The sequence below is a fragment of the Pseudomonas sp. URMO17WK12:I6 genome (assembly GCF_003253625.1).
In the GTDB taxonomy this organism is placed as follows: domain Bacteria; phylum Pseudomonadota; class Gammaproteobacteria; order Pseudomonadales; family Pseudomonadaceae; genus Aquipseudomonas.
Genome location: NZ_QKYZ01000002.1, coordinates 335810 through 361650, shown reverse-complemented (window position 1 = coordinate 361650; position 25841 = coordinate 335810). Strand labels below are relative to the sequence as shown.

Below are 25841 nucleotides of genomic sequence, written 5' to 3'. Positions count from 1 at the left end.
ACTGCACGCTATTTTTGGCGATGAGCAAGGAACACAAAATGATGTCTATTCGTCAGAACGCGCTCAAAGCATCAGACGTGACCCTTTGCGGTCTGGTGTGCCTAGCTGGGGTGGCCGTCACGTTCTTGGTGCTGATTCTGTTCGCAGGGGCAGAGCAGCGTACCGTTAGCGTTGCTTTTCAACTGGAGGTCGACGAAAGATTCAGTCGCCTGCAACGACGCTTTAATACTCAGGTATTGAAACTAGACGTTGTGAGGCGTTTCTTTATCAACGCCGACGATGTCACTGAAAAGGAGTTTCTGGGATTTGTTACACCTCTAGTTGGAGAGGACGAAGCCTATAGCTGGGTGCCAAGGATTCTCGAGAAGGATCTACAAACGTTTCGCGCTAAGGCGCTCCTCAACGGTACCAGTGATTTTTCTTATCATGAAATTAATCCCGTCACCGGTGAAAGAGTCCCCCTCACCAGCCGGCCGGAACACTGGATATTGCTCTACTTATTGAAGCGCGATGACGTAAAGATCATACCCGGCATGGATATTCTAGCTCGCCCGGGTCGCCAAGCCTTGATGAGCAAGGCACGACAAACACGTCAAATAGTTGTGTCGGAACCGTTGAAAATGACCAATGGGCAGTCGGGGGTTTTCTTTGTCGCACCTGTATTCCAGAAGCCCCCTGAGGTTCCATTGAACGATGATAATTTGCAGGGGTTCGTTGTCTCCAGCGTACGCTTGGCTTCTTTGATGGAACAAGGCATTCCATTACCAAGTCTGCAACGACTGAACGTGACGCTTTCATTGATCGACACGCAGCATCAAGGGGAAAGCATTTATCAGAGCTTGGCCCCCGCGGCCCCTTCAGCGCTGTACACGCAGCGGCTGCTGAAAGTAGCCGACCAAAATTACTTGATCCAGTTTCGACCCAGCTCAACATTTCTGGTCGCCAACAGCTACGCACTGTCCATCAGCCTAATTGTCGTGTTCGGAGCAGGGTTGTCGCTGCTGCTGACCTTGATGGTGTACTTGCTGATTACGCAGCGCGCCCGCGCCCTCTTGCTGGTTGATGAGCGCACGCAAGACTTGCGTTTGTTGAACATTACCGATCACCTGACCGGAGTCTATAACCGCCGATACTTCGAAGAGTTGATGGAGCACTTGCTCATCGAGGCTAACGTGCAATACCGACCTCTGTCGCTGATCATGTTTGACGTCGATCACTTCAAACACATCAACGACCGCTGGGGCCATCAGTGTGGTGATAACGTTCTGAAGTCGTTGTGCACACGAATACGTTCGGCAACACGCAAAACCGATCTGCTGTGCAGAACAGGCGGAGAAGAGTTTGCATTGATCTGCCCGGATAGCGAACTGAACGATACAAGGCTGCTGGCAGAAAAGCTTCGAGCTCTAATAAACACCCTACCATTTGATGATATTGGACAGGCGACTTGTAGCTTCGGCGTTGCAACATGGATTCCATCAGAATCGTTTGACGCCTTCATTCGGCGTGCCGATACCGCGATGTACAGTGCAAAATCAAATGGTAGAGATCAAGTCCAACTTGCCGATATGTAGCAGATCGGCTACCCGGGTGTCACTGCGCAAAAAGCCAAAACTCGACAGCTTCGGAGCCGCGCTCTGCCTTCAGGTCATCATCCCATTGTCCAGCACACGCCCCCTGGTAATCGTAAGCGTTCGGTTAAGTCACCGTGATTCGGACTCTGCGCTCAGAAACTTCAACAGGTAGTCGTTTTGGAACGCCTCAGACCTCGGCAGATCGTGCGAATTACATAAAGATTCGGTCGTCATCGAATTACCAAACCCGTGCTCCACTTTTAGCTTCGGTCATCAGCGCCCATTATCAGACTGAGTGTAGTGGTCAATTAATCCCTGACACGACGTTAAGTTTCATTAGACCACTACAAGGCGAGCTGGGGCTCGATCCTGGCACGGCGAACAAGCGGTTGAATCTGATCGTTAGCTTCTACCAATGGGCTAGCCGCGCCAGGGAATGCTAGTGCTTCGGAGCGCGGGCATACCAACCGTAGATTGCGATGCCGGCATAACAGGTCGCTGGCACGCTCAATGCCATCGCGAGCGTCGAGAGGTCGGCCGCATACCCTGTCAATGGCGGAATAAATGCCCCGCCAACAATGGCGCAACAGAACAGGCCCGAACCTTCCGCCGCGCGATGACCGAGCCCTGCGGTCGCAAGGGTAAAGATCGTCGGAAACATGATGGAGTTGAACAGCCCGACGGCCAGCAGCGACCATCCGGCAACAACGCCTTGTGTGGTGGCAGAGATCGTCAACAGCACAATGACTGCCGTGGCGGCAAAGGCCAGCAGTTTCCCGGGCGCGAAAGTGCGCATCAGCGCCGAGCCGATAAAGCGGCCAACCAGGGCGCCACCCCAATAGAAGGCAACATGCTTGCCTGCGGCTTCGGCGGGAAGGGCCAGGGTTGTCGGCAGCATGAGGTAGTCGGTGATGAGGCTGCCAATCGTGACTTCGGCGCCGACATAGAGAAATATGCAAACGGTGCCGAGTGCAAAGCGCGGCTGCTTTAGAAGGTCGAGCGCAGCGAGTGGATTGAGACGTTCAGGTCTTGTTGAGGGTTGCAGCTCATTTCTTTTCAGCCAGACGATCAAGGCGACCATGCAGATGAAGAGCGTAATGCTTGCATAGGTGTTGCTGATCACGCTGGCTTCCTGCGACAGGAAGGACGTCAGTTCTGCTGGCGACAATGCGGAGGTATCTACCGCATTGAGGGAGCCCAGGATCAGTATGGCACCCAGGTAGGGAGCGACCGTGGTTCCCAGCGAATTGAACGCATGGCCGAGGGTGAGGCGGCTGGGGGCCATTGCGGCGGTTCCGAGTAGTGAAAGCAGCGGGTTCGCAACGACCTGAACGGTTGTCACGCCAATCGCAAGCACAAAGAGGGCGCCGAGGAAGGCTGGAAACAATGCGGACTGGGTGGCAGGAATGAAGAGCAGGCATCCACCAGCCATCAGCAGCAACCCGAGGACGGCCGCTCTCATGTAGCCGATTCGCGAAATGAGCAGGCCTGCGGGTATGGCGAAAATGAAATAGGCAAAAAAGAATGACGACTGCACAAGCATGGCCTCGGTATAGCTGAGGCTGAAGAGGTGCTTGAGTTTTGGCACCAGGACATCGTTAAGGCTGGTGATGCTGCCGAGGATGAAAAACAGCGCGAACACGTAGGTGCTCATCCGTTGGGCGTGGGGTGTTGCCAAACTGTTGGTGACAGTCGCGCTAGCACTAGCATTCGTCATCACGGGCTTCCTTTCTTGTGATTGTTACTTTCAAGGAAAGCTCTATAGAGCCTCGGGCACCTTGACAGTGGGACAGCGCTATCTTTGTGCGGTGAAGTACTCGCCAAAGGAGGGTGCGCTGCCATCTGATTTTTTGTCTGTAGCCGCTACCGCTCACCCAAAGTCCAGGGCCAGTCGTTAGAGGGCGCTACCTTAGTGCCTGACTTTTCATTTGGCAAGCCGCAGGATCTCTTGGGGGGATGCCGAGATAAGGGGTAAATTCGCTCATTTGGGCTGCAGTAGGGCCGTGGGCACTTGGACGCTCGAACTGGTGTTCGCCGGGTCGCTACGCAGCGGTAAGCGGGCAGCTGCGATCATGAGCTTGATTCAGTCAACCCGCATGAATGGGCATGATCCTTATGCGTATCTCAAAGATGTGCTGACGCGCCTGCCGACGTAGCGAGCGAGTGAGATCGATCAACTGCTGCCACAGCATCCCACGCCCGAAATTACAACAGGCTTACCAGTGTCGATCAGCTCCATGGAAAAGTCCTATACAGGAGCTATCGATGGTATTTCTTCAACAGCCTTTACTGCGGCGTTCGACCAAGCATCAAGAAGGGGCTGCTACATCGCGATGGAGAGCTTCAAGGGGACGGTGAATTGGGGTAGAGGGTTCCTTTAACTTCATTCACTCCGCCTCCACTACCGGAATTGATCGTGCAGATGAGTTTTTCTGCATAGTTGGAGGCAGTGGTACGGATGGTTTGAAAGGGATATCAGGGTCAGGAGGGATCACAATTGACATCGATGGAACGCACCCTGCCATTCAAATTCCTGGGAGAGCGGGTAGGGGGCTTCAACTTCGAAGGTCGCCCCAGCATGTACGCGAACGGCAAACAGAGATTTATGGATGGTAGCAACAAGATCTACGCATGCGAGCTTGGCCGTCTCGCGCGAGAGCTGATGGCAGCCACACCTATGTTGTTACGAAGACTGGAGTCTCTCATTCTTTTATGTTGCAGCTACGCGAGCCAAGCAAAGCCTGGCGATCATCATTGATAAACCTGGTAGGTCCAAACTGCCAGTGTGGGTGCCGTAATTGAGAGGAGCAGGGCGCTCGCGAGGGGCAAACTGTAGTTCTAGGCAAACCCTAGCAGTGCTAGTAGGCAGCCTGGGCAAGTCCTATGAAGCGACAAGCAGAATTTGAGATCATCTAGGAATCTTGGTTTTTACACGCGAGTTGCCGATTTGCGCGCGCCGAACGCCGTACCTGGCTGAACGTCAACTGCGCTAATTTTTTTGCAATTTCTGTTGCACCTAGCAGCGCCTCATCATTCCTTGCTGCATCGGCAATAGCAGCCCGATGCCGTCGGATTAAGGCCTGGATACCGCTGATAGTCATGCCTTTCCACCTTCGACTTTCTGTGAGCGTGCAGACATCAGGGAGCGCCTTTTTGGTCGGCAACCCTTGAGATTCAACGTAGCCCTTCAAAATCAGAATGAACTCATGATCCAGACTCTTATTTGGTGGGGGTTCCGGAGGCCTAGCCATGACCGGCGCCGGTTGCCCCCGAACCCCGGCACGCCACAAATAATTGAGAAAATGGAAGGTAATACCGTGCACCTTGCGCATCACTGTGCTGACGATTGGGGTCTCCGGGGCGCGTCGATAGCACGGGCGCCAAGCCGGATTAATTGGCTGTGTTGTGAAAACTGGCTGGCCACGGAACACGAAAGTACGATTAATTGAATGGAGGTTGAGGTTTGTAGCTTCTGAGTAAAGAGCGTCCATTATAAAAAAAATGATCCAAGGGGCACGGAGTCGATCAAGCAGGGACAAGGCAGTGAATATCCTGCGGTTCAGCCGTCCAACATGGGGAGAAGTTCCGTCCCGACATATTATTTAACTTATGGGCGATGTCAGATGTTCATGGCTCCAATAAGTCCTTTTAAAATAAAGGTTTAGATTAGAAAAACAAAGCGCATGCTCTCCAAAACTTGTTCATGACCGACTGTTTAGACCGCAGCGGTGCAAACAGTGGTTATCTGCGCAAATCCAGTTGCCTCTGGCATTGCAGCGGGGGGGGGGAGGAAGTTACACCAATATTTTCGAACGGGAGTAATCTCTATATGTGTCACGAGCGGCAACGTTTTCAATCTTCACATTCGTTCGTTGCGAGTAGACAATGCGCGCTCTGTTCCGGGGTAGTTCAGCGGTAGAACACTCGGCTCTTAACCGGGTGGGCGCTGGTTCGAATCCAGCCCCCGGACCCACTACATCGCAGGGTCAGAAGGACAAATGTCCAGGCACGATAGGGAAACGGATGCAATGGCCGGCATAAACGCCGGTTATGCGGTCTTTCAATTATCTCGAGCATTGACCGCATCGGGTCTAGACACTGAGAAAACGCGCGAACGGATTGAGCGCTGGCAGCAGGTGGTCGAACACATGGTGCAAGGCACCGCGCTGTATGGCTCACGTATACCACTCGTGGATGTGCCTGAATGGGTCACGCTGGAGGTAGCCACGGGTGGTTTTGCCACTGGACAGTATCTGGCCGGTGGTGCACTGACCGTGTACGAGCGGCGGCTGGCCGCCTCAATCCCAGGCATCCGCCCTGGTTTTGAACGACTTGATCTCAACACCTGGCACCTTACGGATGAGGGGATCGAAGCACTGCAAAAGCAACTGGTGAACAGCGACTATCGGATCGATGTACCAGAAGAGGCAGCACTACTGTACGTGGCTTGGCTGTTGGGACAGCAGCGCACGGAGGAAGCACGCAGACTGATTGAGTCGATCGCACCTTTTTTTGAGCAACTGCGTTTCTTTCCAATGGCTTCTGACGGGCTACCGCTCGCGGCGGTGGAAGTGCAGATCTTCGATGTCGGCGATATCAAAAAGCTGCTTTCAAAACTCCCTGCGCAGCAGCGTCTGGCGGTGCAAAAACATATGGTCATGACTCGGTTGCCTCTCTTCGATGCAGCTATCTCGCTCTTCCTCTTAACGTACCAGGATGATTGGCCTTGTCGGCAATATCCTGAAGGCTGGCTTGAGCAGGCGAATGCGCTAAGTAGTCAGTTCGATGCCACCGGTAGCAATGACATCCTCAACGTTGAACCTTTCAGGGGGCGGGTAGGGGAGTTGTACGCGTTGCTAAGGCTCTGCTCCCGTGACCCAACCTCGCTGACAGGGCGTCAAGTCGGACGTATTCGGCGGATCGTCAATGATTTCGTGTGCAAACATGGTCATCCCGAATCCGAAGATCATCTACAGAGCCGAGCCATACAGCGCCGTCAGGTGGCCGCGCCCGAGCATTATCTGATCGCCAAGGCGGTTTCTCAGCGTCTGACCAGCTATACGAGCTCGGAAGGCATCTCTGATTTTTCGTCCCTGTTGGAACCAATTACCAGTGAGGAGGCGAAGGCATATTCGCTGAAAACAGGTGTCGCCATTCCTCCCGCAGTTCGCCGACGCCTCGAGCGCTGTCGAAAGGGAACCATCAGTCAGTTGATTGACAAGGGATTGATCACATCTGGGGATACCGTGGCGCGAGTACTGCCAGCGATGACGGCCGAAATCTGCAGTGCTGGATTTCGCGATGCGACACTGCGCACATTGTCTATCGCAACGTATCGTGCTTTTCAGCGACGCCGTTCATTGCTGCTGCTCAACCTACAGAGCCAAATCAAAATCAGTGAGTTGCCTTGGGTGGCGGCCGTTGAAGGTGAACGAGAGGCACACACTGTCGCCGTTGAGGGAGCCAGACAAGCCTTGATCGAATCCTCGGCAACAACCCTCGCTGCTTTCCCTCAGGCAATCCTTCCGAACAAGCTACTTCAGGAGTTTGGTTCGCTTGCTGTCACGGCGAAGCTGGATCTTCCTTTTGTGGAGGAGGTCGCGGCGGACATTTTCATGGGAACCTTTTCGAATAAATTCGTGGAAGCAGCCAGGCGAGCGGCCTCGTTGATAGATGGCACCCTTTACGCTCATTATTACGACATCGACACGAACCAACTGGCGATCCTTCCCGATAAGCCGAAATCAAAGAGCAGAAACTATTTCCAGCGTGACTTGGATACCAGTGATGCATTGGCGAACCTGTGCGCGGAGCGGGCTAATGCACCCTTGGGGGCATGGCATTCAGCAACCAACGGAAGGATCATCGAGCAACAACAGATTTTGACGACGCAAAACCTTTCGCTTCTATTTGGTGATCTCGGTTTGAAAGCGCTGCTACATCATCGCTTGGGTTCACTTGCTCAGGAGTGCTTCCAATGGATATGCATGCGGCAGCAGATGAAAATCAAGCTCTATCACTCAAGCTTGGTGATGCTCAAAAATACCGCTTATGCCTGGCGCCAGATGGTGTTTTATTTATCCTTGCAGGATGACGCCGAGAGGCGTTGCGCAATCGATAGCATCGAAGCTCATTTCGCGGCTCAACCCATTGCATTCCGGGAGAGATTTCTACCGGCAATTATGGGGTTGCGTGTGGCAGCTTCCGGGCTCACGTTGACCCTGAACCGCCAGAAAAGTGAGGGGGCTCAGGTTTTTCTCGGATGGACCACCGAACGACATTGGTTGTTACCGCCACAAACGAACATCAATTAAACGTTCCGCTGTATCGGTGAAGCGTGCTTGAGCGCCTCAAAAAGTGATGTTTGCATATCCAGCTGGAGTTCTTGTACAGACGGGGCAAAACTTTCAACGAGAAGAGCCTGGACGTCTGCAAAATCGGAAAGTGGTGGAGTTTGACCTCAAGCATATAAAGTTCCTCACAGACACATCATTGAACTTATGGGCGATGTCATATGTTCATAAGTCATTCGGAACCGCACGCTGCTGTAGTCTTATGGTTAATGCCGTTGGAGAATGTTCATAGGTCTATGTTCATGGAAAAAGGCCGGCGACTTCAAGTGCGGCATATTTGGGCAAGTTTCTCCAGGCTTTCCGACCTTCTTGGCTCTAGCGGCTTGCGCGAGCTGTCCTTTGAGCAGTTGAGTTTGGCGGATTGAATTACTCCATCGACATTTTAAAAAAGAAGCGGCACAAAAAATCGGACGGAGGGCGGTGATGGGCAAAAAGATCGACATGAACAAACTCGCGGGTATCGAATATCATGGTACGCCCGGAGTTACCCAGCGATGCGTTGACGCACTAAAAAGCGTTCTGGGGGCGGGCGAACATGTACAAGCGGCTTGGATTTTGTCGTGGTTCGACGGAAAAATAGGCGAGCACAGTATCCTGCTGACCGTCTCTCCCTATCTGCAAATATTGATCAAGCCTGGATTCAGATCGGGATATTCAGGAACTGGCCCGACAGGACTTTCTACTGCCATTGAGTTGCTTCAGCTGTTTAAGGTGGATATTGAGGAATACGATGTTGATGAGGAATTTCATCGTCGTTGCGAAGCTGGTTGCCTCCTCTCATCTGATCTGAAAAACCTGACTCAATCCAGGCCCGTCCGACCTTCCCGATATTATGAATACATTGAGCGCCCGTCCTATCGCGCCAGAGCTGATGTCCTCCACCTGCTTGAAGAGTTTCCAGCTGTATTGAATCTGGGTCTGCTCGACGAACGACTAATCGATCTATCGATTGGATTTCTCGACAATCCGGACTTCGCCATCACGACTGCTTTCCGAAGATTGGAAGATATCGTTCGAACCCGGATCGGGGTCTACGATAAGAGCAGCAACCAGCTTTTCACGCACGCATTCGAAGGGAATCGATCGTTGCTGCATTGGGATGACCAGGACGCAGGGGAGCAGGCGGGTAAATCCAATTTGTTCAAGTCCGTGACGATGGCTTATCGCAATCCACGCGCTCACCGAGAGGTTGTAATGAGCAGTCGTGAGGCGGTTCGCGAGTTCATGCTCGTCAACCAGTTGTACCTCCTCGAAGCCACTGCGGTACCGCGTTTGATCTAATTCATCGTTTTTTTGCGAGCAAAACTGTCAGAATTTTTTGCAGACACAGGATGCTGATGTACGTGGGGATGACCCGGCCGACTCACATGTTGTGTCTGGCCATACCGAGCTCCTCCTTTATCGGGCGTGCAGGGGTTTGGACGTTTCCTGGAAACCTAGTTTCGCGATCAGGTCGCCCGTGACTGTACGGAGGGAAAATCGGGAATGGGTGGGATGAACGGCCGGCGTCATTGGCAAACCCTCGCGTTAAAATCATTGAATGGTGATCTACGTTTAGCAGATGTACTAAGCGCTAACGCTAAGCAGTATTCGAAGCGTGAGGTACCGAAACGGGGTTTCGTGAAAGCGCAACGTATGGGAGGGGGTGATAATGGGCAGTCAAGCTTCTGATTTTTGGGGATGTGGCGACCGGGGATTAGTGACACTGGACAACAGCATAGGAAGTTCCGCCAAGACACATCATTTAACATAATATACATTACACGTAACATTATATTTCAAGATTAGTCCAGCGGACGCAGGTTTTCGAGGATCCCTTTCATTCGATGCTCTTGCTTGTGGTGGAAAATGCAGGACGATCTCTGATGAATCAACCTATGTGCGTGCGGTGTGTCGATTTTACTGTCGATGGAAAACTACACGCTATCGGGAAGCTGCAAGGTGAAGCGGCTACCGCCATTCGGATTGGGCTCATGTCGAATGCCCCATCCAAGGTGATCTACAACACGCTCGACGGTGGATAGGCCCAAGCCCGAACCACCCGTGAAATCATCTGCGCCCCTAAAGCCGATTTGGGATTTGACAGGCATTCCTCGCATTTCTGATTGAGCTGTTCCCTTCAACGCCACCTTGGGATGAACTAATCAACAAAGTCGTGGGCGCGAGGCAGGAAAAAGGCATTCTGACGGTTTCTGAATGATCTGGCCCAGAGTGTGTAAAAACGTCGTCGCGAACACTTGCTATGGTTTTTGAGGGTTTCGTCGCAGGGATCGCCTATGAAGCGCTTTATCCAATGTGAACATCGAGGCCAAGACACCTTTACTTCCCGAGAGCCTTGATGACTATGCCCACGATGCCAATCCGGTTCGCGTAGTCGACATCTTGGTCTACGATCTCGACCTCCGCCGTTATCGTTCCTGCCCCCTCTTCACTCTACTAATACCGGGACAGACCACATGCGTAGGCTCTGAGGTGTTGTCCCTCCTGAGTTGACAGTAAAACCGTTTCCACCCTCTTTTCCTTTTTTCATAGATCATTAATCTGAGCCCATGTTGAACGACACCTCTAACTCGCATCGATAAAGGATTTCACCATGAGCCACGCCAGGTGCGCAAATGATGAACTGGTTCTCGGTAGCTTGCGAATTGCAGGGCGACTGGCGCAACGACATCGAAGGCCTGGGTAACCTGCTGTCCCAGCGCATTCCGAATTATCGCAACCTGATGAACAGCTACTCGGCATTAGCAGCGCGCTAAGCTTAATTCGGCCTTACAATTTCGAAAGCGCATACAACAAAGGGCCCTTGAAGGGCCCTTCGTTTCTACAACTTCGCCTGTGTGAGGTTTTTTGTAGACCTTCACCTGGCGGGGCTTACGCGTGCCGACACTTTAGGGTTAGAGCCGAGTAAAACACCCTGTGGAGCGTAACTCTATCTCCCCCCCTCGGCTAACTCGTTCGGGCAGGGTTACTAACTGCGAACAGATCCTGACTCAAACCACCGTGACAGCCGCATTCAACATCAACACCACAATCAAACCGACCACGGCCACGATGGATTGAACCACTGAAATGGTCTTGGTGGCTTCGCCCATAGTCATGCCGAAGGATTCCTTCACCATCCAGAAGCCCGCATGGTTCGCATAGTTGAAGAACAGCGAGCCGCAGCCTATGGACAAGGCAAGCAGAGGCAGGTTGAGGCTGGGATCAGCACCTGCAAGCGGCGCCAGCAAGCCAGCAGCACCAACGATACCGACAGTGGCAGAACCGGTAGATACCGAGAGCAACATCGCGATCAACCAACCCAAGATCAGCGGAGGGAACGCAGACTGCTGAGTCAGGTGCACAATGGCATCGCCCACCTTGGCGCTGGTCAACAGCTCCTGAAAGGCACCACCGCCGGCGATGATCATGATGATTGAGGCGATTGGCTTGAGGCTCTTGCCCAGGGATTCGCGCAATTGCCCCGCATCGCCGCCCCGCGCGAGTACCAGACTTGCCCCTGCGAACAGCACGCCCAGGAGCATGGCGATCAGGGGATTGCCCAAGAAACTAGCCATTTTCAGGATCGCATTGTCCTTGGGTAATACCATCTCAGCGACGGCATGAATCAGCATCAGGATCGCCGGTAGCAAGGCTGCCAGCACGCCAAGGCATACGCTGGTGCTTGGTTGATCGTCGGCTTTTTCAGCCAGGGTGAACTGATCTAGCAAAACCTGATCGGGCCGAGTGCTCATGCGCGGCGAAATGAATGCGCCATAAAGCGGGCCGCCTAAAATCATTGCAGGAATAGCCGCAAGGAAGCCATAGAGCATTGTGGGCCCAACCGAGGTTTTGAGCGCGGCGATGGCCGTCAAGGGGCCAGGGTGCGGCGGTACCATCCCGTGCATGGCTGCAAGTGCCGCAATCACCGGAACACCCACATACACATAGGCTGAACCTTTGAAGCGAGCCTGGCTTTCCAGCTTTCGCGCCACGCTGAATATCAGCGGCAGCATGATCACCAAGCCCACCTCGAAAAACATGGGAATGCCAATTACAAATGCAACCATCATCATGGCCCAAGGTATCATCCGATCCGATGTTCGCTTGAGGATGACCTCGGCGACCTGCTCTGTGACGCCTGCGTCAGCAAGAATTTTGCCTAGCATCGCTCCAAGCGCGATTACGACCCCTACTGCCCCCAGTGTCTTTCCGACGCCGGTGATCAAGTGGGAGACTATGGTTTCTGGTTCCATACTGGTTGCAAAGCCAACGCCAACGGAAACTACTAGCAAGGCCAGGAGCGGGTGCATTTTGAGACGCGACACGATGAGCGCCACCAGCACCAGGACGCTCACCAATGCGGTCAGTAAGAGGTCTACATCTAAGGGAGTCATGAAAGGATCTCGGCTGGGCTGGCGCTCAAACTGCACTCAGATTTGAAAGAGAAGTTTGAAACCGTAACGCCTGTCGGCGCACGCAATAAACCAAACATCGTTTGGGTGCTTTCAACTTCGGCATTGGATGACGTGTTCATGGAATCTACTCTCTTGTAATTGGAATATGCTGCTATTACACAGAACTCTCGATGAGCCACGATAGGTTTTACTGCAACGGTCGCACTTCGAATGTTCTGTATGTATTCGTTTAAATGGGTGAGATGAATGGTCATCTGCAAATGCAGGCGTAAATTTCAGCTTTCGCCTTTCGCAAAACCGAATAACCTTCGAGGGACTTGCACCAGCAACGAATAGCTAACCTGCGTCGAACACTCCAGGGCTTGCAACTGATCGACTACGGTGCTGAAACCGATGCTTTGCTCATGCTGCGTATGCGGCCAGTCGCTGCCCCACACCAACTGGCGAAGGCCGAAACTTTGTTCCAGCAGCGGTAATGCCATTCGAGCGAAATTGATGTTCTGTTGCGGCGTACCTCCCAAACGATAGATTCCCGATACCTTCATCCAGATCGAACCTTTCGATCCCAACTCCAGTAACTCGCAAAAGCCGGGCTGATCGACGCCCGAATTGGCATCCGGCCGACCAAAGTGATCAATCACCAACTTCAAACCGAACGGCGTCAATTGATGGATCAGTCCCGGCAGATCCTTTACCTCCCTATGCAACTCGACATGCCAGTCAAGATCAGCAATGTGGCTAAAAAACTCTCTCCAGGCACTGTTACGAAAATCAGGTAACGCCTTACCCATAAGGTTCAAGCGAACGCCGACCACGCCCAGGTGATCCATGTCATTCAACATGGCGCGACTGACGCCTGGCTCCAGCACAACCACTCCTCGCAACTGCTCCGGCGCTTGCTTCAACGCCGCCAGCAGGTAGCTATTGTCGGTGCCGAGAAAGCTCGGTTGCACCAATACGCCATGACTCAGACCATGAGCGTGCAAGTGCGTCAGATACTGCTCAAGCGTGGCGTCGTAATCAGGGGTATAGCGCCGTGCACCGACCAGGCATAGATCACGGCTAAACACATGAGCATGGGAGTCGATGCCGGTGATCGGCGTAGAACAGGTGTCAGTCATAGCGTTCATCTATAGAAGGTAAAGGGCATCAGGCCCGCGCACTCTCGTTGCCATTGACCGTTGCTGGCACCGATGCACTCGAGGCTTCGAGGCTGCGTCCACGGGTTTCCGGCAGACAAAGTGCCGCGATCACCGCCACGCCGTAGGCAATCCCTGCGTCGATGCCAATCGCAGACCCAAGCGACATGGAGTCGCTCATGTGACCGACCAGGAACGGGAACACCGCGGAAAGCACTCGGCCAAAGTTGTAGCAGAAGCCGACGCCGGCGCCGCGCACGTCTGCCGGGTACAGCTCGTTGAACAACGCGCCGAGGCTCGCTGGAATACCGGCCGCGAAGAAGCCGAGCGGGAACCCCAGAAACAGCATCTGGGTATTGGTCAGCGGCAGGAACACATAACACTGCACGGTGACGACACAGCACAACGCGAACAGCACGATGTTTTTGCGGCGGCCAATACGGTCGATCAAGAATCCGCTAACAACGCAGCCACACCAGAAGGCAAAGATGATCACGGCCAGGTAGCCACCGGAGTTCAGCACCGACAGGTTGCGTTCGGTCTTGAGGAATGTCGGCAGCCAAGTCATCACCGCGTGGTATCCGCCGTGTGCGCCCAAGCCCAACAACCCGCCGAACAGCGTTACGCGGAGCAGTTCAGGTCGGAAAATACCGGCCAGGGATTTGAAGAAGCTCTGTGGAATGGCGTGTTCTTTCTGCAAACGTTGGAAGCTGTCAGGCTCCTCGACATTACGCCGTACCCAGAGGATCAGGAACGAGGGCAGCAGGCCTACGATAAACATCACACGCCAGGCCATGTCTTGCGGTACGAACGTATAAATCAGCGCAAATACCCCGACCGCCAGCCCCCAACCGACCGCCCAGGCACTTTGCACAGTGCCCATCACTTTGCCGCGGTATTTCGGGTTGATGGTTTCTGCCATCAATACCGCGCCGGCGGCCCACTCACCGCCAATGCCGAAGCCTTGCAGTGCCTTGACCATCAGCAACTGATGGAACCCTGTGACGAAGGCGGACAGAAAGGTGAAGAAGGAGAACCACAGAATCATCCACTGCAACGTACGCACCCGGCCGTAGCGGTCGGACAACGTCCCCCCTACCCATCCGCCGATGGCCGAAGTGACCAGCGTGACGCCGCTGATCAGCCCGGCATCGCCCTTGGTCAGTGCGAACGCAGCGATCAATGCCGGAATGGCCAGGCCGAACATTTGTACTTCCAGAGCATCCAGCGACCATCCGCCGAAGCAGGCCCAGAACGTTTTGCGCTCCCGAGGAGTGACTTGGCGATACCAGCTGAACATGATTTCTTATCCTTATAAGTGAAACGTGAGGCAGCCGAAAGCGAACCGCGCCGCTACGAGGCCAGGCATGGCAAGCAAGACGATGAAGACGGCGCAGATCAGGCGCCGATGAGCGATCCGCTATTGAGGCAAGGCGCTAGCGAATATCCACGCTGTAACGGAAATGCTCGGCATGACCACGGGAGCGACGCCATTCCAGAGGCGTCCCGGCGTAGTCACGCGCCAGACGCTCGATCACCACCACGGGACTGTTGACCGGTACTTGCAGCAATCGCGCATGCACGTCGTTTACAGACTCGGCGGTGAGTGTTTCTTCGGCAGAAGCGACGACCTGACCGCAGACTTCTTCGTAAATCGGATACAACAGCGGCCCTTTTCGACTCAGGTCGATCTCCAGCAGCGGCTGAAACCGGCTGCGAGGTAGCCAGATTTCTTCGGCAAGTACCGGCTGAACATCGAGAAGACGTACGCGAACAATGCGAATAACCGGTGCGTCGATTGGCAGGCCTAACGTTTGGGCCACCGCCGAGGGTGCGGCCACCGGCTCAATCGACAAGATGCGACTCTCCGGCACCTGGCGCTCGCCCGCAGCGGTCTGGAAGCGGAAAAATCGGAACAGTGACGATTGAAACTGCGGCCGGCGAACGAAGGTGCCTCGACCTTGCTGACGCTCAAGAACGCCCTCACTGACCAGCGCGTCAACCGCTTTGCGTACGGTGCCAGTGGACAGTTGGTACTCCGCTGAAAGTGCAGCCTCGGTGGGAATGGCCTCCCCGGGACGCCAACGATTGTTGGCAATCTGTTCAGCCAACTGATCTCGCAGGCGCTGATAAAGCGGTAGCCGGACATCGCTGGATAAGGAGTTCATCGACTTTATTCACCTTGTTATCTAGTCATATATATGAATCTTGAGGCGAGTATTCTCCTGATGCATTTTTCTGTCAACAAGGGTTGCTGATCTCGCTGACGAAAGGTGGGTGAGCCTAGGTCAACTGGAATGACCCACTGCCTCAATCCGAGTGAGCCCTACCCGCTCAGCCTGTTCTAAAATCTCCTCTGGCGTCGCGTCCGTAGTGGGCTTGATCTGGACTATGTGATTCAGTCCGGCACGCTTAAAGGTGTCGGATTTGGATGGCGCAACGGCAAGTCCAACAGCGAGGCGGCGCGTGACCAGGACCAGAATCGCTTGATCGTGAGCTACAGTATTCCGCTGCTTTAGCCAATCGACATCACGATATCGCGCACTTGGTAATCGCTGGCCCGGCCGCTTTACTTCAGCGCTGATGCAGAGTCAGCGCTTTATTGGCAGCCCCCCGACATGTAAGCGTCAGGCGGCTCCGGCAATGCGGCAAGCATGTCTTGCAGTCCGGCGGCCCATTGCATACGGATACGCATGAAATACGGGTCGTCGGCCGTGATGCGATAACTTTTTGCACCACCAAAACTGTCTTTTCTGAACACCAGCAGATCCAGCGGCATACCCACCGACAGGTTGCTGCGCATGGTCGAGTCGAACGAGATCAGCCCGCAGCGCAGGCCCTCTTCGAGTGATGTGCGGTACGTGAGGTTGCGATCGAGTATCGGCCTGCCGTACTTGCTTTCACCCAATTGCAGGAATGGCGTGTCCTCCGTCGCCTGAATGAAGTTGCCTTGCGGATAAATGCTGTACACATCCATCGCCCCCTCCGCGATCTGCCCGCCCACCAGAAAAGAGCAACTCAAGTCGGTCTTGCCGGCCAACTTGGTACGGTCCCGGGCGACGACTTCGCGAACGGTTTCGGCCACCAGCACAGTGGCGTCATAGAGTGTGCGGACATTCAACAGGTGCGGGCCAGGCCCACTGCAACGCTGCTTGAGCAAGTTCACCACCGATTGCGAGGTGGCCAGATTGCCCGCGGTCTGCAACACAATCAGCCGCTCGCCCGGCGTGCTGAAAATAAACAACTTACGAAACGTTGAAATCTGGTCGATACCGGCATTGGTCCGTGAGTCGGAGATGAACACCATCCCGTCGGCTAGGTGCATAGCGACGCAATAAGTCATTTGCGCTTACTCGTGAATTCTGGATGAAAGGCCATACCGTCTCCCTGACGGCATGGCCAATTACGATGAACGTTTCAGGCTTATTGGTGCTGAACCTGAAACAGCGACGTTACCTGTACCCGCGCCAGCATCGACTCGGCGCCGCCACCACGACGCATGCCACGTACCGGGCAGGCGTCGAGGTAGTCCAGGCCCACCGCCAGTTTCAGATGGCGTTCGGGCCGGGCCAGCCGGTTGGTGACATCGAAGCTGTACCAACCATCGTCGAGCCAGGCTTCGGCCCAGGCATGGCTGGCCAAGTGGTTTTCATCTTCGGTGCACAAGTAACCGGAGACATAACGCGCAGGAATCCCCAGGCTACGGGCGCAGGCCAGGAAGGCGTGAGTGTGGTCCTGACAGACCCCGCCTCCGCCCGCAAACGCCTCGGCGGCCGTGGTGTCCACGGTGGTTGCGCCCGGGTTGTAGACCATATGGTCGGCCAGGCCGTGCATCAGGTCGATCAACGCCGTTCGATCACGCCGTATGCCGCAGTGCTGCACGGAGAAGGCATTCAGGGCATCGTCCGCAATCGTCAGCTTACTGGTGCGCAAAAACGGCAAAGGCGATTGGCTGTCGCGCTCGAGCTCACGGTCCGAGTCGATATCCACCTGACCATAAGCTGTCAGTACCAAGGCCCCATGGGGTTCGTCCATCGTCAACACATGCAGGATGTTCCCGTACGGATCGAACTGGCTGCGCACCAGGCGCGGCAGTTCCAGGTGCCATTCCAGGATGCGCTGGCGTTCACTGTTCTGCGGCGTCAGACGCAGGAACTGAATGCTGGTGCAGACTTCATCGGCGTAGCTGTAGGTGGTGTCGTGACGTATGGACAGTTTCATACGGCCTCCAGATAGGACTCGTGAACGGTCTGGCCGAGATGGCGAACCTGGGAGATGAAGTCAGTCAGCCAGAGGTGCAGACCGAAGCCGAGAATCTCGTCGATACCGGTGTAGCGCAGCCGAGCATTCAACTCGGCGGCCAATCGCTGGGCGGCCCGCCCGTTGCTGCCCGGCAGGCTGGCGAGTATATGGTCCAGTTCCTCGATACAGGCATGCAACGAACGTGGGACGTCGCTGCGCAACAACAGCATCTCGGAGACTTGCTCGGCGCCCGGCGCATTGCGGTAGATCTCGTTGAACGCCTCGAAGGACGACAAGGCCCGCAACAAGGCACTCCACTGGTAGTAGCCGCGCGCGGAGTTGTCACTCACCTCCTCCGACTCCTCGCCGAACATTTCGTAGCGTGCATCCAGCAGGCGCAGCGTGTTGTCTGCCCGCTCAAGGAAAGTCCCCAGGCGAATGAAGCAGTAGGCATCGTTGCGCATGATGGTGCCCGAGGTCGCACCGCGGAACAGGTGCGAACGCTCCTTGACCCACTCGCAGAAATGGCTGATGCCATAGCGCGCCAGACCATTGCTGGCGATGTTGCGCATCTCCAGCCAGGTGGCGTTGATGTTCTCCCACATGTCGGCGGTGATGCGTCCGCGCACGGCATGAGCATTGGCTCGCGCGGCTTGCAAACAGCAATAGATACTCCCGGGGTTGGTTTCATCCAGCGCGAAGAAGTGCAACATGCGTTCGGTGTTGAGCTCTCCATAACGCTCGTTGTAATCGTCCAGCGTACCAGCGGCGAGCAGCGACATTGCCAGTTCGGCGCGGCCATCGGTACGCCCCGCCTGAGGCATCAACGACAACGAGTAACTGACTTCGAGCATGCGCGCCAGGTTTTCGGCGCGCTCCAGGTAACGGGACATCCAGTAGAGGTCCGAAGCGGTTCTTGAAAGCATGTCTTAGTCCTCCACTACCCAAGTGTCTTTGGTGCCGCCGCCCTGAGACGAGTTCACCACCAGTGAGCCTTCGCGCAATGCCACGCGGGTCAGGCCACCGGGCACCAGACGGGTTTCTCTGCCCGACAGCACAAACGGGCGCAGGTCAATGTGGCGTGGGGCGATGCCGTTTTCGACAAAGGTCGGGCACGTTGACAGGCACAGGGTTGGTTGGGCGATATAAGCTTCGGGGCGTGCCTTGAGGCGCGCGCGGAAGTCTTCGATTTCCGCCGCCGTGGCCGCCGGGCCGACCAGCATGCCGTAGCCACCGGAACCCTGGGTTTCCTTGACCACCAGTTCAGGCAGATTCGCCAACACATGGGACAGTTCTTCCGGTTTGCGGCATTGCCAGGTAGGCACGTTCTTGAGGATCGGTTCCTCGGCGAGGTAGAAGCGGATCATGTCGCCGACATAGGGATAGATCGACTTGTCGTCGGCCACACCAGTGCCGACGGCGTTCGCCAGCACCACGTTGCCTGAGCGGTAAGCGGCAATCAGGCCCGGTACGCCGAGCATGGAGTCCGGGTTGAACGACAGTGGATCGAGATACGCATCGTCGAGACGGCGGTAAATGACGTCCACCTGTCTGGGGCCTGCGGTGGTGCGCATATAGACGTGATCGTCGCGGACAAACAGATCGGCGCCTTCAACCAGTTCCACGCCCATTTCACGGGCCAGGAACGCATGCTCGAAGTAAGCGCTGTTGAAGCGGCCCGGGGTCAGCACCACGGTCGTGGGATTGTCCAGCGGGCTGGAGCTCCTCAGGGTGTCCAGCAGCAGGTTCGGGTAGTGATCGATGGGCGCCACACGCTGGGCGGCGAAGAGCTCGGGGAACAAACGCATCATCATCTTGCGGTCTTCAAGCATGTAGCTGACGCCGCTGGGAGTGCGCAGATTGTCTTCCAGTACGTAGTAGCTGCCATCGCCGTCGCGGACCAGATCGACCCCGGCGATGTGGGCGTAGATGCCCCGGTGCAGATTCAGGCCCTGCATGGCGACCTGATAACCCTCATTGGCCAATACCTGTTCGGCCGGAATGATGCCCTCCTTGAGAATACGTTGCCCGTGGTAGATGTCGTCCAGGAACATGTTCAATGCCTGGACCCGCTGAATGCAGCCCTTCTCGACCATTTGCCATTCGCTGGCCTTGATGCTGCGCGGAATGATGTCGAACGGAATCAACCGTTCGGTGCCCTGCTCGTCCCCGTATAAAGTGAAGGTGATGCCGGCTCGGTGGAACAACAGGTCGGCTTCGCGACGACGTTGATCCAGTAACTCCAGAGGTGTGTCCGCCAACCAACGTGCGAACTCCTGGTAATGTGGGCGGCAGCCACCACTCGCATCATACATTTCGTTAAAAAAAGCTCGGGACATACCCTACTCCTTGCCGCGATACAGACGGCATTTTCTTATAACTTCGCTATTTCAATAAAATCAGGCCTTACGTTGTTTTAGTGAGTACTGTTTCTGTTGAGCACCTCAGTGTGCGTCGTTAACTTCCTGTCTCATTTGGAAACAAATTCCGCATGAATTCGGCAACCTCTTGACGCGTTCCGACGCCAGAGACTTGGCCTTTGCGGTTTGATTTCTGGCGCCCCATTTATAACGTTCCCCCATTATTTTTTTTCGATGAAAAACCACACTTGCGGTGGTTTGAAAGTACTTTTGCAAGGGCTGTGCCCAACTATTGTTACGATCGATAAAAACCGGAAAAACCCTTAGACAAGCCGGAATAGCGACACATCGTTTCATTTTTGAGACGAAAATCGATAAGACTACTGAAACGGTTTTTCCACTTGTAACTTGCACAACTCTGGATCGGACGAAAATGGTGCATTTGGCAACTGATTTGAGTTTTATGCCCTACAAGCGGGAAATTCCTACTCACTGTTTTTATTCTCCGTGTAATACAAGGCGTCCAGCGCGGCGCATTGATGAATACCGACGCACTATTAATGGTCAATAAAATGCACCCGGAGATGACGCCTGAAGCGAAGATGCAAAGTAGTGAAGCATGGAGGACGGCCCGACACTGAGCCTTACCATCCGTACTACGCCAACATCATGTTTCACGTCCCGATGGCCCATCTACAACCCAATAGGCATGCTAGACAGTCGCTGTCCGACGCACGGCATCAGGCCGCGGGCAAACAGACCAGGATAGTTGATCCTGATCAATAGTTTGCCGGTTGATCGCGCACACGCTTGTCGAGCACGCAACGACGCAATGCCATGGATTGCTCACCGCCAGGGTACTCAGAAAGCAAAGGATGTGCCTGCACACATCAGGATGATTGATTCCTGCCTTTTTGGAGCGCCGTCAATGAAGATTTATGTTGAAAAAGACCCTGCACAGAATTGTTGGTGGGTTCACATGGGTCTGTGGATGGCGAGCTTCCGCAGCCTTGATGGTGCCGAGTCTTTTGTCGAGAGATTGAACTCCCGAATCAATGCCCCGCACTCTCTGGAAATGATTACAAACCGTCCTTTGTGGCCGGGAACGATTTCCCGCAGCTCGCCTCTCGATCAGCACGATGAACCTCACTTGGCAAAGCCTGGGCCGAACGTATCAAGCAACTGTTGCCGTACTAGGTCAACACGGACTTGATGAAAGCCACCGGCAACCCGCGCCCCCGGTTCATGCACTGCCTTCCGGCATTCGTTCTGTGAAATCCGAGCGTCCACGCGCGCTTTGCTTTCCCGGGAAATCCCGCCTGCGAAGCTCATTGGCGCGGGCTAACCCACTGGATAAATCACGAGATAACTTTCGACCGCATCGTCTATCGTTGGAAAAAACGCCGTTTCGCCCAGCTTGGCGAAAAGCCCGAATCGCTTTAGCTTGTCCTTGACCGGATCCTTCATCTCGGCCACGCACAACTTGATACCCGCCCCACGCAAGGTTTCATCGAGTTCAGCCAGCATATCGGCAGAAGTTACGTCCACGCTGGTGACCGGTTCCGACGCTACAACCAGCCAACGCACGGGCGAAGGCGATGTTGCCACGGCGTCCAGTACCCGGTCATTGAACAGCTCGGCATTGGCGAAAAACAAAGGCGCATCCCAGCGAAACAAAACCAGGCCTGGGATAAGGCGCGCGTCGGGATAGCGCTTGATATCGTGGTAACCCCGGATCTTTTCCGGGCTGCCCAGAACCGCCGAGTACGGGCGCCAGCCATCCCACAGGAACTCGATGACGGCGATCACGATGGCCAGGCCGATGCCCTCGATCGCGCCCAGTACGACCACACCGATGGTGCAGACGATCGACAGCCAGAATTCCCAGCGCTGGATGCGATAGATTCGTCGCAGGTCGGTCACTTCGATCAGGCCGATGGCGGATGCGATCACCACTGCCGCCAATGCGCTGGTAGGCAGGTTCTGCAACAGGTTCGGCGCCACCATCAGCAATAAGGCAACGGCGATCGCACCGACGACACCGGTCAATTGGGTTTTCGCGCCTGCGGCCTCGGCCACGGGTGTCCGGGATGAACTGCTGCTGATTGGAAACCCCTGAAAAAGCCCGGCGGTCAGGTTGGCGAAGCCGAGCCCGACCATTTCCTGGTTCGGGTCCACATAAGTACGAGTCCGCGCCGCATAGACACGAGAGAGCACACTGGTGTCGGCGAACGAAACGAGGGCGACGGCACAACCACCAATCAGGACGGGGACGATATCAGCCCTGGTGATCCAGGGAATGGCGAATGCTGGCAACCCCTGTGGGAGCGATCCCAGGACCGACACCCCGGCGCGCGCTGCAAGGTCCAGTACACCAACGGCAACGGTCGCGCCTGCCACTGCGACCAGAATGTCCGGCACGCGTTTATTGCCCTTGAGTAGCAGGATCACCGCCAGAGTGCCTGCGCCCACCATGAACGCGGCCCAGTTGGTTTTCCCAGCCATCACTGCTGTAGCGATCGCCCATACATTTCTCAGCGGCCCGTCGGTTTCGATCGAAAAACCGAAAAACTTTGGCAGTTGACTGATCAATACCACCAGCGCAATCCCGTTCATGTATCCGTAGCGGATCGGTTTGGAAAGCAGCTCAGTAATGAAGCCCAGACGCGCGATGCCAGCCAGGATGCACACCACCCCCGAGACGATCGCCATCATGCCCGCGAGGGCGATTGCGCGATGCGGATCGCCGCCGGACAGTGGCAAGACGACGGCCAGGATGACGGCAGCCAGCGAAGAGTCTGGCCCAAGCACCAGAATCCGGCTGGGACCGAACAACGCATAAGCGAGTAATGGAACGATCGTTGCGTAGAGCCCATAAATACCGGGTACGCCCGATGCCACCGCATAGGCGATGCCGACGGGTATCAGCATAGTGGTGAGCACCAGTCCGGCCACGAGGTCGTGGCGCAACCAAATCATTTGGTATCCGCGCAACGTACGCAGTCCCGGGAACCAGCGGTCCCAGAGGGTCTGGCCGTCGTTCGACTTGCGGTGCGCAATCCGCCCCGGTTCCGGGACGGGAGGCACAATATCCGAATGACTCATGGCAATGCAGCCCTTGGCGGAGACTCGCTCGGCAATCCGTCAGAATTTTTCGGGAATTCGCCGCAACGGATAATCCGGCTCGCGATAACCGCCTGCCTTCTCTTGCAGACCGCTCATTCGTTTTATCCAGATCGCGTGGACGGCCCTTCTGCTCTTGACGTTTAACTCCATCAGGCCCCCGGTGAGTCTAGAACATGATCAGCGATCATGAGGGGCGTTCGCCCTGATGAAAAACCAGAGCGAATACCAACCGAATCGACCGTTGCAGGGTTGTCCTGCAACATAGAATCTCCCACAGGGTTTGGATCAACCTGGCTGTCAGGTCAGCAACACTTCGGCCCTGCCTTGCCGCCGTAACGAGCCTCCTGGCGTTCGCGAAAGAACATCTCGTAGCTCATCACCGGCTTGTCCGGGTGTTCGGTTTGCATATGCTCGACGTAGTTGTCGTAGTCGGGCATGCCGACCATCAGGCGCGCGGCCTGACCGAGGTATTTACCGAGGCGACTCAGGTCATTGAACATTCTGCCCTCCTCGATCAAGCATCCGGCAGCGCATGGAATGGCGCTTCTTTATCCGTACGTTCTTTGGTGCCCCAGGCGGCGATACCGACCTTGAGCGCAAAGAACAGGATGCTGAACACCACGAGCAGGAACAACACCGTCAGCGTTGCGTTGGTGTAGGCGTTGTAGATCACATGCTGCATCTGCTCAATGCTCTTGGCCGGCGCCAGCACCTGACCGTTGGCCAGGGCATCGCTGTACTTCTTCGCCAGCGACAGGAAGCCGATCGCCGGGTTGGCGTCGAACAGCTTGATGAAGCCTGCAGTGGTGGTGCAGATCAGCAACCATACCGCTGGCAGCATGGTCACCCACACATAGCGTTGGCGTTTCATTTTGATCAGCACAACGGTTGCCAACATCAGCGCGATACCGGCCAGCATCTGGTTGGAAATACCGAACAGCGGCCACAAGGTGTTGATCCCGCCCAACGGGTCGATCACACCTTGGTACAGCAGGTAACCCCACATCGCCACGCAACCGGCGGTGGCGATCAGGTTGGCGGTCCAGGATTCGGTGCGTTTCAACGCCGGCACGAAGGAACCAAGCAAATCCTGCAGCATGAAACGTCCGGCACGGGTACCGGCATCGACCGCAGTGAGGATGAACAGCGCTTCAAACAGGATCGCGAAGTGGTACCAGAACGCCATGGTGTTTTCACCCGGCAGCACGTGGTGCAGGATCTGCGCGATACCGACCGCCAGGGTCGGCGCACCGCCGGCACGGGCCAGGACGGTGGTTTCACCGATGTCCTTGGCCACCGCTTGCAACGCTTCCGGCGTGATGGCAAAGCCCCAGCTGCTGACTGTCTGCGCAACCGAAACAGCATCGGCGCCGACCAGAGCTGCCGGGCTGTTCATGGCGAAGTACACGCCCGGCTCGATCACCGAAGCGGCCACCATCGCCATGATCGCCACGAAGGATTCCATCAGCATGCCGCCGTAACCGATGTAACGGGCATGGCCTTCGCTGGCGAGCAGCTTCGGCGTGGTGCCGGAAGCGATCAGTGCGTGGAAACCGGACACTGCGCCACAGGCAATGGTGATGAACAGGAACGGGAACAGCCCACCCTTCCACACCGGCCCGGTGCCGTCGATGAACTGGGTCAATGCCGGCATTTTCAGCACGGGCATGGTGATCAGAATGCCGATCGCCAGGGCGACGATGGTGCCGATCTTGAGGAACGTGGACAGGTAATCACGCGGCGCCAGAATCAGCCATACCGGCAACACCGCCGCCACGAAACCGTAGCCGATCAGCATCCAGGTAATCTGCAGTCCAGTGAAGGTAAAGGCTTTGGCCCAGACCGGGTCAGCAGCAATTTGCCCGCCCAGCCAGATCGAACCGAGCAGCAACGCCACGCCGATCACCGAGATTTCACCAATACGGCCCGGACGGATGTAGCGCATGTAGATGCCCATGAACATCGCGATCGGGATGGTCGCCATCACCGTGAAAATGCCCCACGGGCTCTCGGCCAGGGCCTTGACCACGATCAGCGCCAGCACCGCGAGGATGATGATCATGATCAGGAAGCAGCCGAACAGCGCTATGGTCCCGGGGATGCGGCCCATTTCTTCACGGACCATGTCGCCCAGGGAACGGCCGTTGCGGCGAGTGGACATGAACAGGACCATGAAGTCCTGAACCGCACCGGCCAGCACCACGCCGGCAATCAGCCACAGCGTACCGGGCAGATAGCCCATCTGCGCCGCCAACACCGGACCGACCAGCGGCCCCGCGCCGGCAATGGCTGCGAAGTGATGACCGAAGAGTACGTGTTTATTGGTCGGCACATAGTCCAGACCATCGTTGTTGAGTACGGCGGGAGTGGCCCGATTGGGGTCGAGCTGCATCACCTTGGTGGCGATGAACAGGCTGTAATAGCGGTATGCGACGAGATAAATAGCGACGGCTGCGACTACGATCCAGAGGGCGTTGATGGCTTCGCCGCGGCGCAGGGCCACGACACTTAGCGCAAACGCTCCCAAGACAGCCACGGCAAACCAGGCGAGGTGTTTAGCCAGACGGGGCATAGCGTGTCTCCTGCCGACAGTCAGTGACTGCGGCGGTAATTATTATAATTGTGTCCGCTTTGCGGAGCGGGCCCAATA

Annotated in this window: 20 protein-coding genes, 1 tRNA gene and 6 pseudogenes; 11 read left to right on the top strand and 16 right to left on the bottom strand. The window is 55.7% G+C overall.

Annotated elements, in window-relative coordinates:
• The first annotated feature begins 38 nt into the window (after window positions 1-38).
• The gene (locus tag F475_RS05355) at window positions 39-1574 is read left to right on the top strand and encodes a diguanylate cyclase (RefSeq protein WP_111453337.1); all 1536 of its coding nucleotides are present in this window, start codon (window positions 39-41) and stop codon (window positions 1572-1574) included.
• A gap of 439 nt (window positions 1575-2013) precedes the next feature.
• On the opposite strand, the gene F475_RS05345 is transcribed toward F475_RS05355, so the two are convergent.
• Window positions 2014-3291 (bottom strand): sugar MFS transporter, encoded by a 1278-nt coding sequence (locus tag F475_RS05345; protein ID WP_111453335.1) that lies wholly within the window; start codon window positions 3289-3291, stop codon window positions 2014-2016.
• Window positions 3292-3572: 281 nt separating this feature from the next.
• Between F475_RS05345 and F475_RS05340 the strand changes: the two are divergent.
• From F475_RS05340 to F475_RS30615, 3 genes and pseudogenes are all read left to right on the top strand, one after another.
• Window positions 3573-3730 (top strand): annotated as a pseudogene (locus tag F475_RS05340) (transposase domain-containing protein); the annotation flags it as partial.
• 81 nt (window positions 3731-3811) lie between these two features.
• The gene (locus tag F475_RS30620; protein WP_250637209.1) at window positions 3812-3955 is read left to right on the top strand and encodes a DUF3224 domain-containing protein; all 144 of its coding nucleotides are present in this window, start codon (window positions 3812-3814) and stop codon (window positions 3953-3955) included.
• Window positions 3933-4190: a DUF3224 domain-containing protein gene (locus F475_RS30615; protein WP_335720486.1), complete on the top strand. Its 258-nt coding sequence runs from the start codon at window positions 3933-3935 to the stop codon at window positions 4188-4190. The genes F475_RS30620 and F475_RS30615 overlap by 23 nt, the downstream gene beginning before the upstream one ends.
• Before the next feature lie 296 nt (window positions 4191-4486).
• On the opposite strand, the gene F475_RS05325 is transcribed toward F475_RS30615, so the two are convergent.
• Window positions 4487-5113, bottom strand: a complete 627-nt coding sequence (locus F475_RS05325; protein ID WP_146602930.1) for a hypothetical protein — start codon at window positions 5111-5113, stop codon at window positions 4487-4489.
• Window positions 5114-5472: 359 nt separating this feature from the next.
• Here F475_RS05325 and F475_RS05320 point away from each other — a divergent pair.
• The 3 genes from F475_RS05320 (at window position 5473) to F475_RS05310 (ending at window position 9208) form a co-directional block, all read left to right on the top strand.
• Window positions 5473-5547 (top strand) — tRNA-Lys (locus F475_RS05320).
• A 55-nt stretch (window positions 5548-5602) separates the two neighbouring features.
• Complete coding sequence (locus tag F475_RS05315; protein ID WP_111453333.1) at window positions 5603-7888, top strand: hypothetical protein; 2286 nt, start codon at window positions 5603-5605, stop codon at window positions 7886-7888.
• A 462-nt stretch (window positions 7889-8350) separates the two neighbouring features.
• On the top strand, window positions 8351-9208 hold the full coding sequence (locus tag F475_RS05310; RefSeq protein ID WP_064617902.1) for a TIGR02391 family protein: 858 nt from the start codon (window positions 8351-8353) through the stop codon (window positions 9206-9208).
• Between the two features lie 635 nt (window positions 9209-9843).
• Here the strand turns inward: F475_RS05310 and F475_RS30950 are convergent.
• The gene (locus F475_RS30950) at window positions 9844-10017 is read right to left on the bottom strand and encodes an ATP-binding protein (RefSeq protein WP_158538453.1); all 174 of its coding nucleotides are present in this window, start codon (window positions 10015-10017) and stop codon (window positions 9844-9846) included.
• Between the two features lie 186 nt (window positions 10018-10203).
• Between F475_RS30950 and F475_RS30610 the strand changes: the two are divergent.
• Window positions 10204-10330 (top strand): annotated as a pseudogene (locus F475_RS30610) (hypothetical protein); the annotation flags it as partial.
• Between the two features lie 203 nt (window positions 10331-10533).
• Window positions 10534-10683: pseudogene (locus F475_RS05300) on the top strand (hydrolase); the annotation flags it as partial.
• Here F475_RS05300 and F475_RS30945 read toward each other — a convergent pair.
• The 6 genes and pseudogenes from F475_RS30945 to F475_RS05280 all read right to left on the bottom strand — a co-directional run.
• A pseudogene (locus F475_RS30945) lies at window positions 10669-10809 on the bottom strand (hypothetical protein); the annotation flags it as partial. The pseudogenes F475_RS05300 and F475_RS30945 sit on opposite strands and share 15 nt — an antisense overlap.
• A gap of 108 nt (window positions 10810-10917) precedes the next feature.
• Entirely contained in the window at window positions 10918-12303 is a 1386-nt protein-coding gene (locus tag F475_RS05295; protein ID WP_032833722.1) for a GntP family permease, read from the bottom strand.
• Complete coding sequence (locus F475_RS30305) at window positions 12300-12443, bottom strand: hypothetical protein (RefSeq protein ID WP_155944795.1); 144 nt, start codon at window positions 12441-12443, stop codon at window positions 12300-12302. The genes F475_RS05295 and F475_RS30305 overlap by 4 nt, the downstream gene beginning before the upstream one ends.
• Before the next feature lie 156 nt (window positions 12444-12599).
• On the bottom strand, window positions 12600-13445 hold the full coding sequence (locus F475_RS05290; protein ID WP_018925911.1) for an amidohydrolase: 846 nt from the start codon (window positions 13443-13445) through the stop codon (window positions 12600-12602).
• Window positions 13446-13473: 28 nt separating this feature from the next.
• Complete coding sequence (locus tag F475_RS05285; RefSeq protein WP_018925910.1) at window positions 13474-14763, bottom strand: MFS transporter; 1290 nt, start codon at window positions 14761-14763, stop codon at window positions 13474-13476.
• 136 nt (window positions 14764-14899) lie between these two features.
• A complete protein-coding gene (locus tag F475_RS05280) occupies window positions 14900-15631 on the bottom strand; it encodes a GntR family transcriptional regulator (protein ID WP_111453331.1) in 732 nt (243 codons plus the stop codon).
• A gap of 213 nt (window positions 15632-15844) precedes the next feature.
• Here F475_RS05280 and F475_RS05275 point away from each other — a divergent pair.
• Window positions 15845-15982: pseudogene (locus tag F475_RS05275) on the top strand (OprD family outer membrane porin); the annotation flags it as partial.
• 80 nt (window positions 15983-16062) lie between these two features.
• Here the strand turns inward: F475_RS05275 and F475_RS05270 are convergent.
• The 4 genes from F475_RS05270 to F475_RS05255 all read right to left on the bottom strand — a co-directional run bounded on the left by F475_RS05270 (window position 16063) and on the right by F475_RS05255 (window position 20044).
• The gene (locus F475_RS05270) at window positions 16063-16806 is read right to left on the bottom strand and encodes a proteasome-type protease (protein ID WP_064617837.1); all 744 of its coding nucleotides are present in this window, start codon (window positions 16804-16806) and stop codon (window positions 16063-16065) included.
• Between the two features lie 80 nt (window positions 16807-16886).
• Entirely contained in the window at window positions 16887-17684 is a 798-nt protein-coding gene (locus F475_RS05265; protein WP_111453330.1) for a transglutaminase family protein, read from the bottom strand.
• On the bottom strand, window positions 17681-18631 hold the full coding sequence (locus F475_RS05260; RefSeq protein WP_019578892.1) for an alpha-E domain-containing protein: 951 nt from the start codon (window positions 18629-18631) through the stop codon (window positions 17681-17683). The genes F475_RS05265 and F475_RS05260 overlap by 4 nt, the downstream gene beginning before the upstream one ends.
• A 3-nt stretch (window positions 18632-18634) precedes the next feature.
• Entirely contained in the window at window positions 18635-20044 is a 1410-nt protein-coding gene (locus tag F475_RS05255) for a circularly permuted type 2 ATP-grasp protein (protein ID WP_111453329.1), read from the bottom strand.
• A gap of 1176 nt (window positions 20045-21220) precedes the next feature.
• Between F475_RS05255 and F475_RS05245 the strand changes: the two are divergent.
• Window positions 21221-21331, top strand: a pseudogene (locus F475_RS05245) (ornithine carbamoyltransferase); the annotation flags it as partial.
• Between the two features lie 75 nt (window positions 21332-21406).
• Here F475_RS05245 and F475_RS05240 read toward each other — a convergent pair.
• From F475_RS05240 to F475_RS05230, 3 genes are all read right to left on the bottom strand, one after another.
• Window positions 21407-23170, bottom strand: a complete 1764-nt coding sequence (locus F475_RS05240) for a SulP family inorganic anion transporter (RefSeq protein WP_111453328.1) — start codon at window positions 23168-23170, stop codon at window positions 21407-21409.
• Window positions 23171-23493: 323 nt separating this feature from the next.
• Window positions 23494-23691 (bottom strand): YbdD/YjiX family protein, encoded by a 198-nt coding sequence (locus F475_RS05235; protein ID WP_007938220.1) that lies wholly within the window; start codon window positions 23689-23691, stop codon window positions 23494-23496.
• A gap of 14 nt (window positions 23692-23705) precedes the next feature.
• Complete coding sequence (locus F475_RS05230) at window positions 23706-25763, bottom strand: carbon starvation CstA family protein (protein WP_111453327.1); 2058 nt, start codon at window positions 25761-25763, stop codon at window positions 23706-23708.
• Between the last annotated feature and the right edge of the window lie 78 nt (window positions 25764-25841).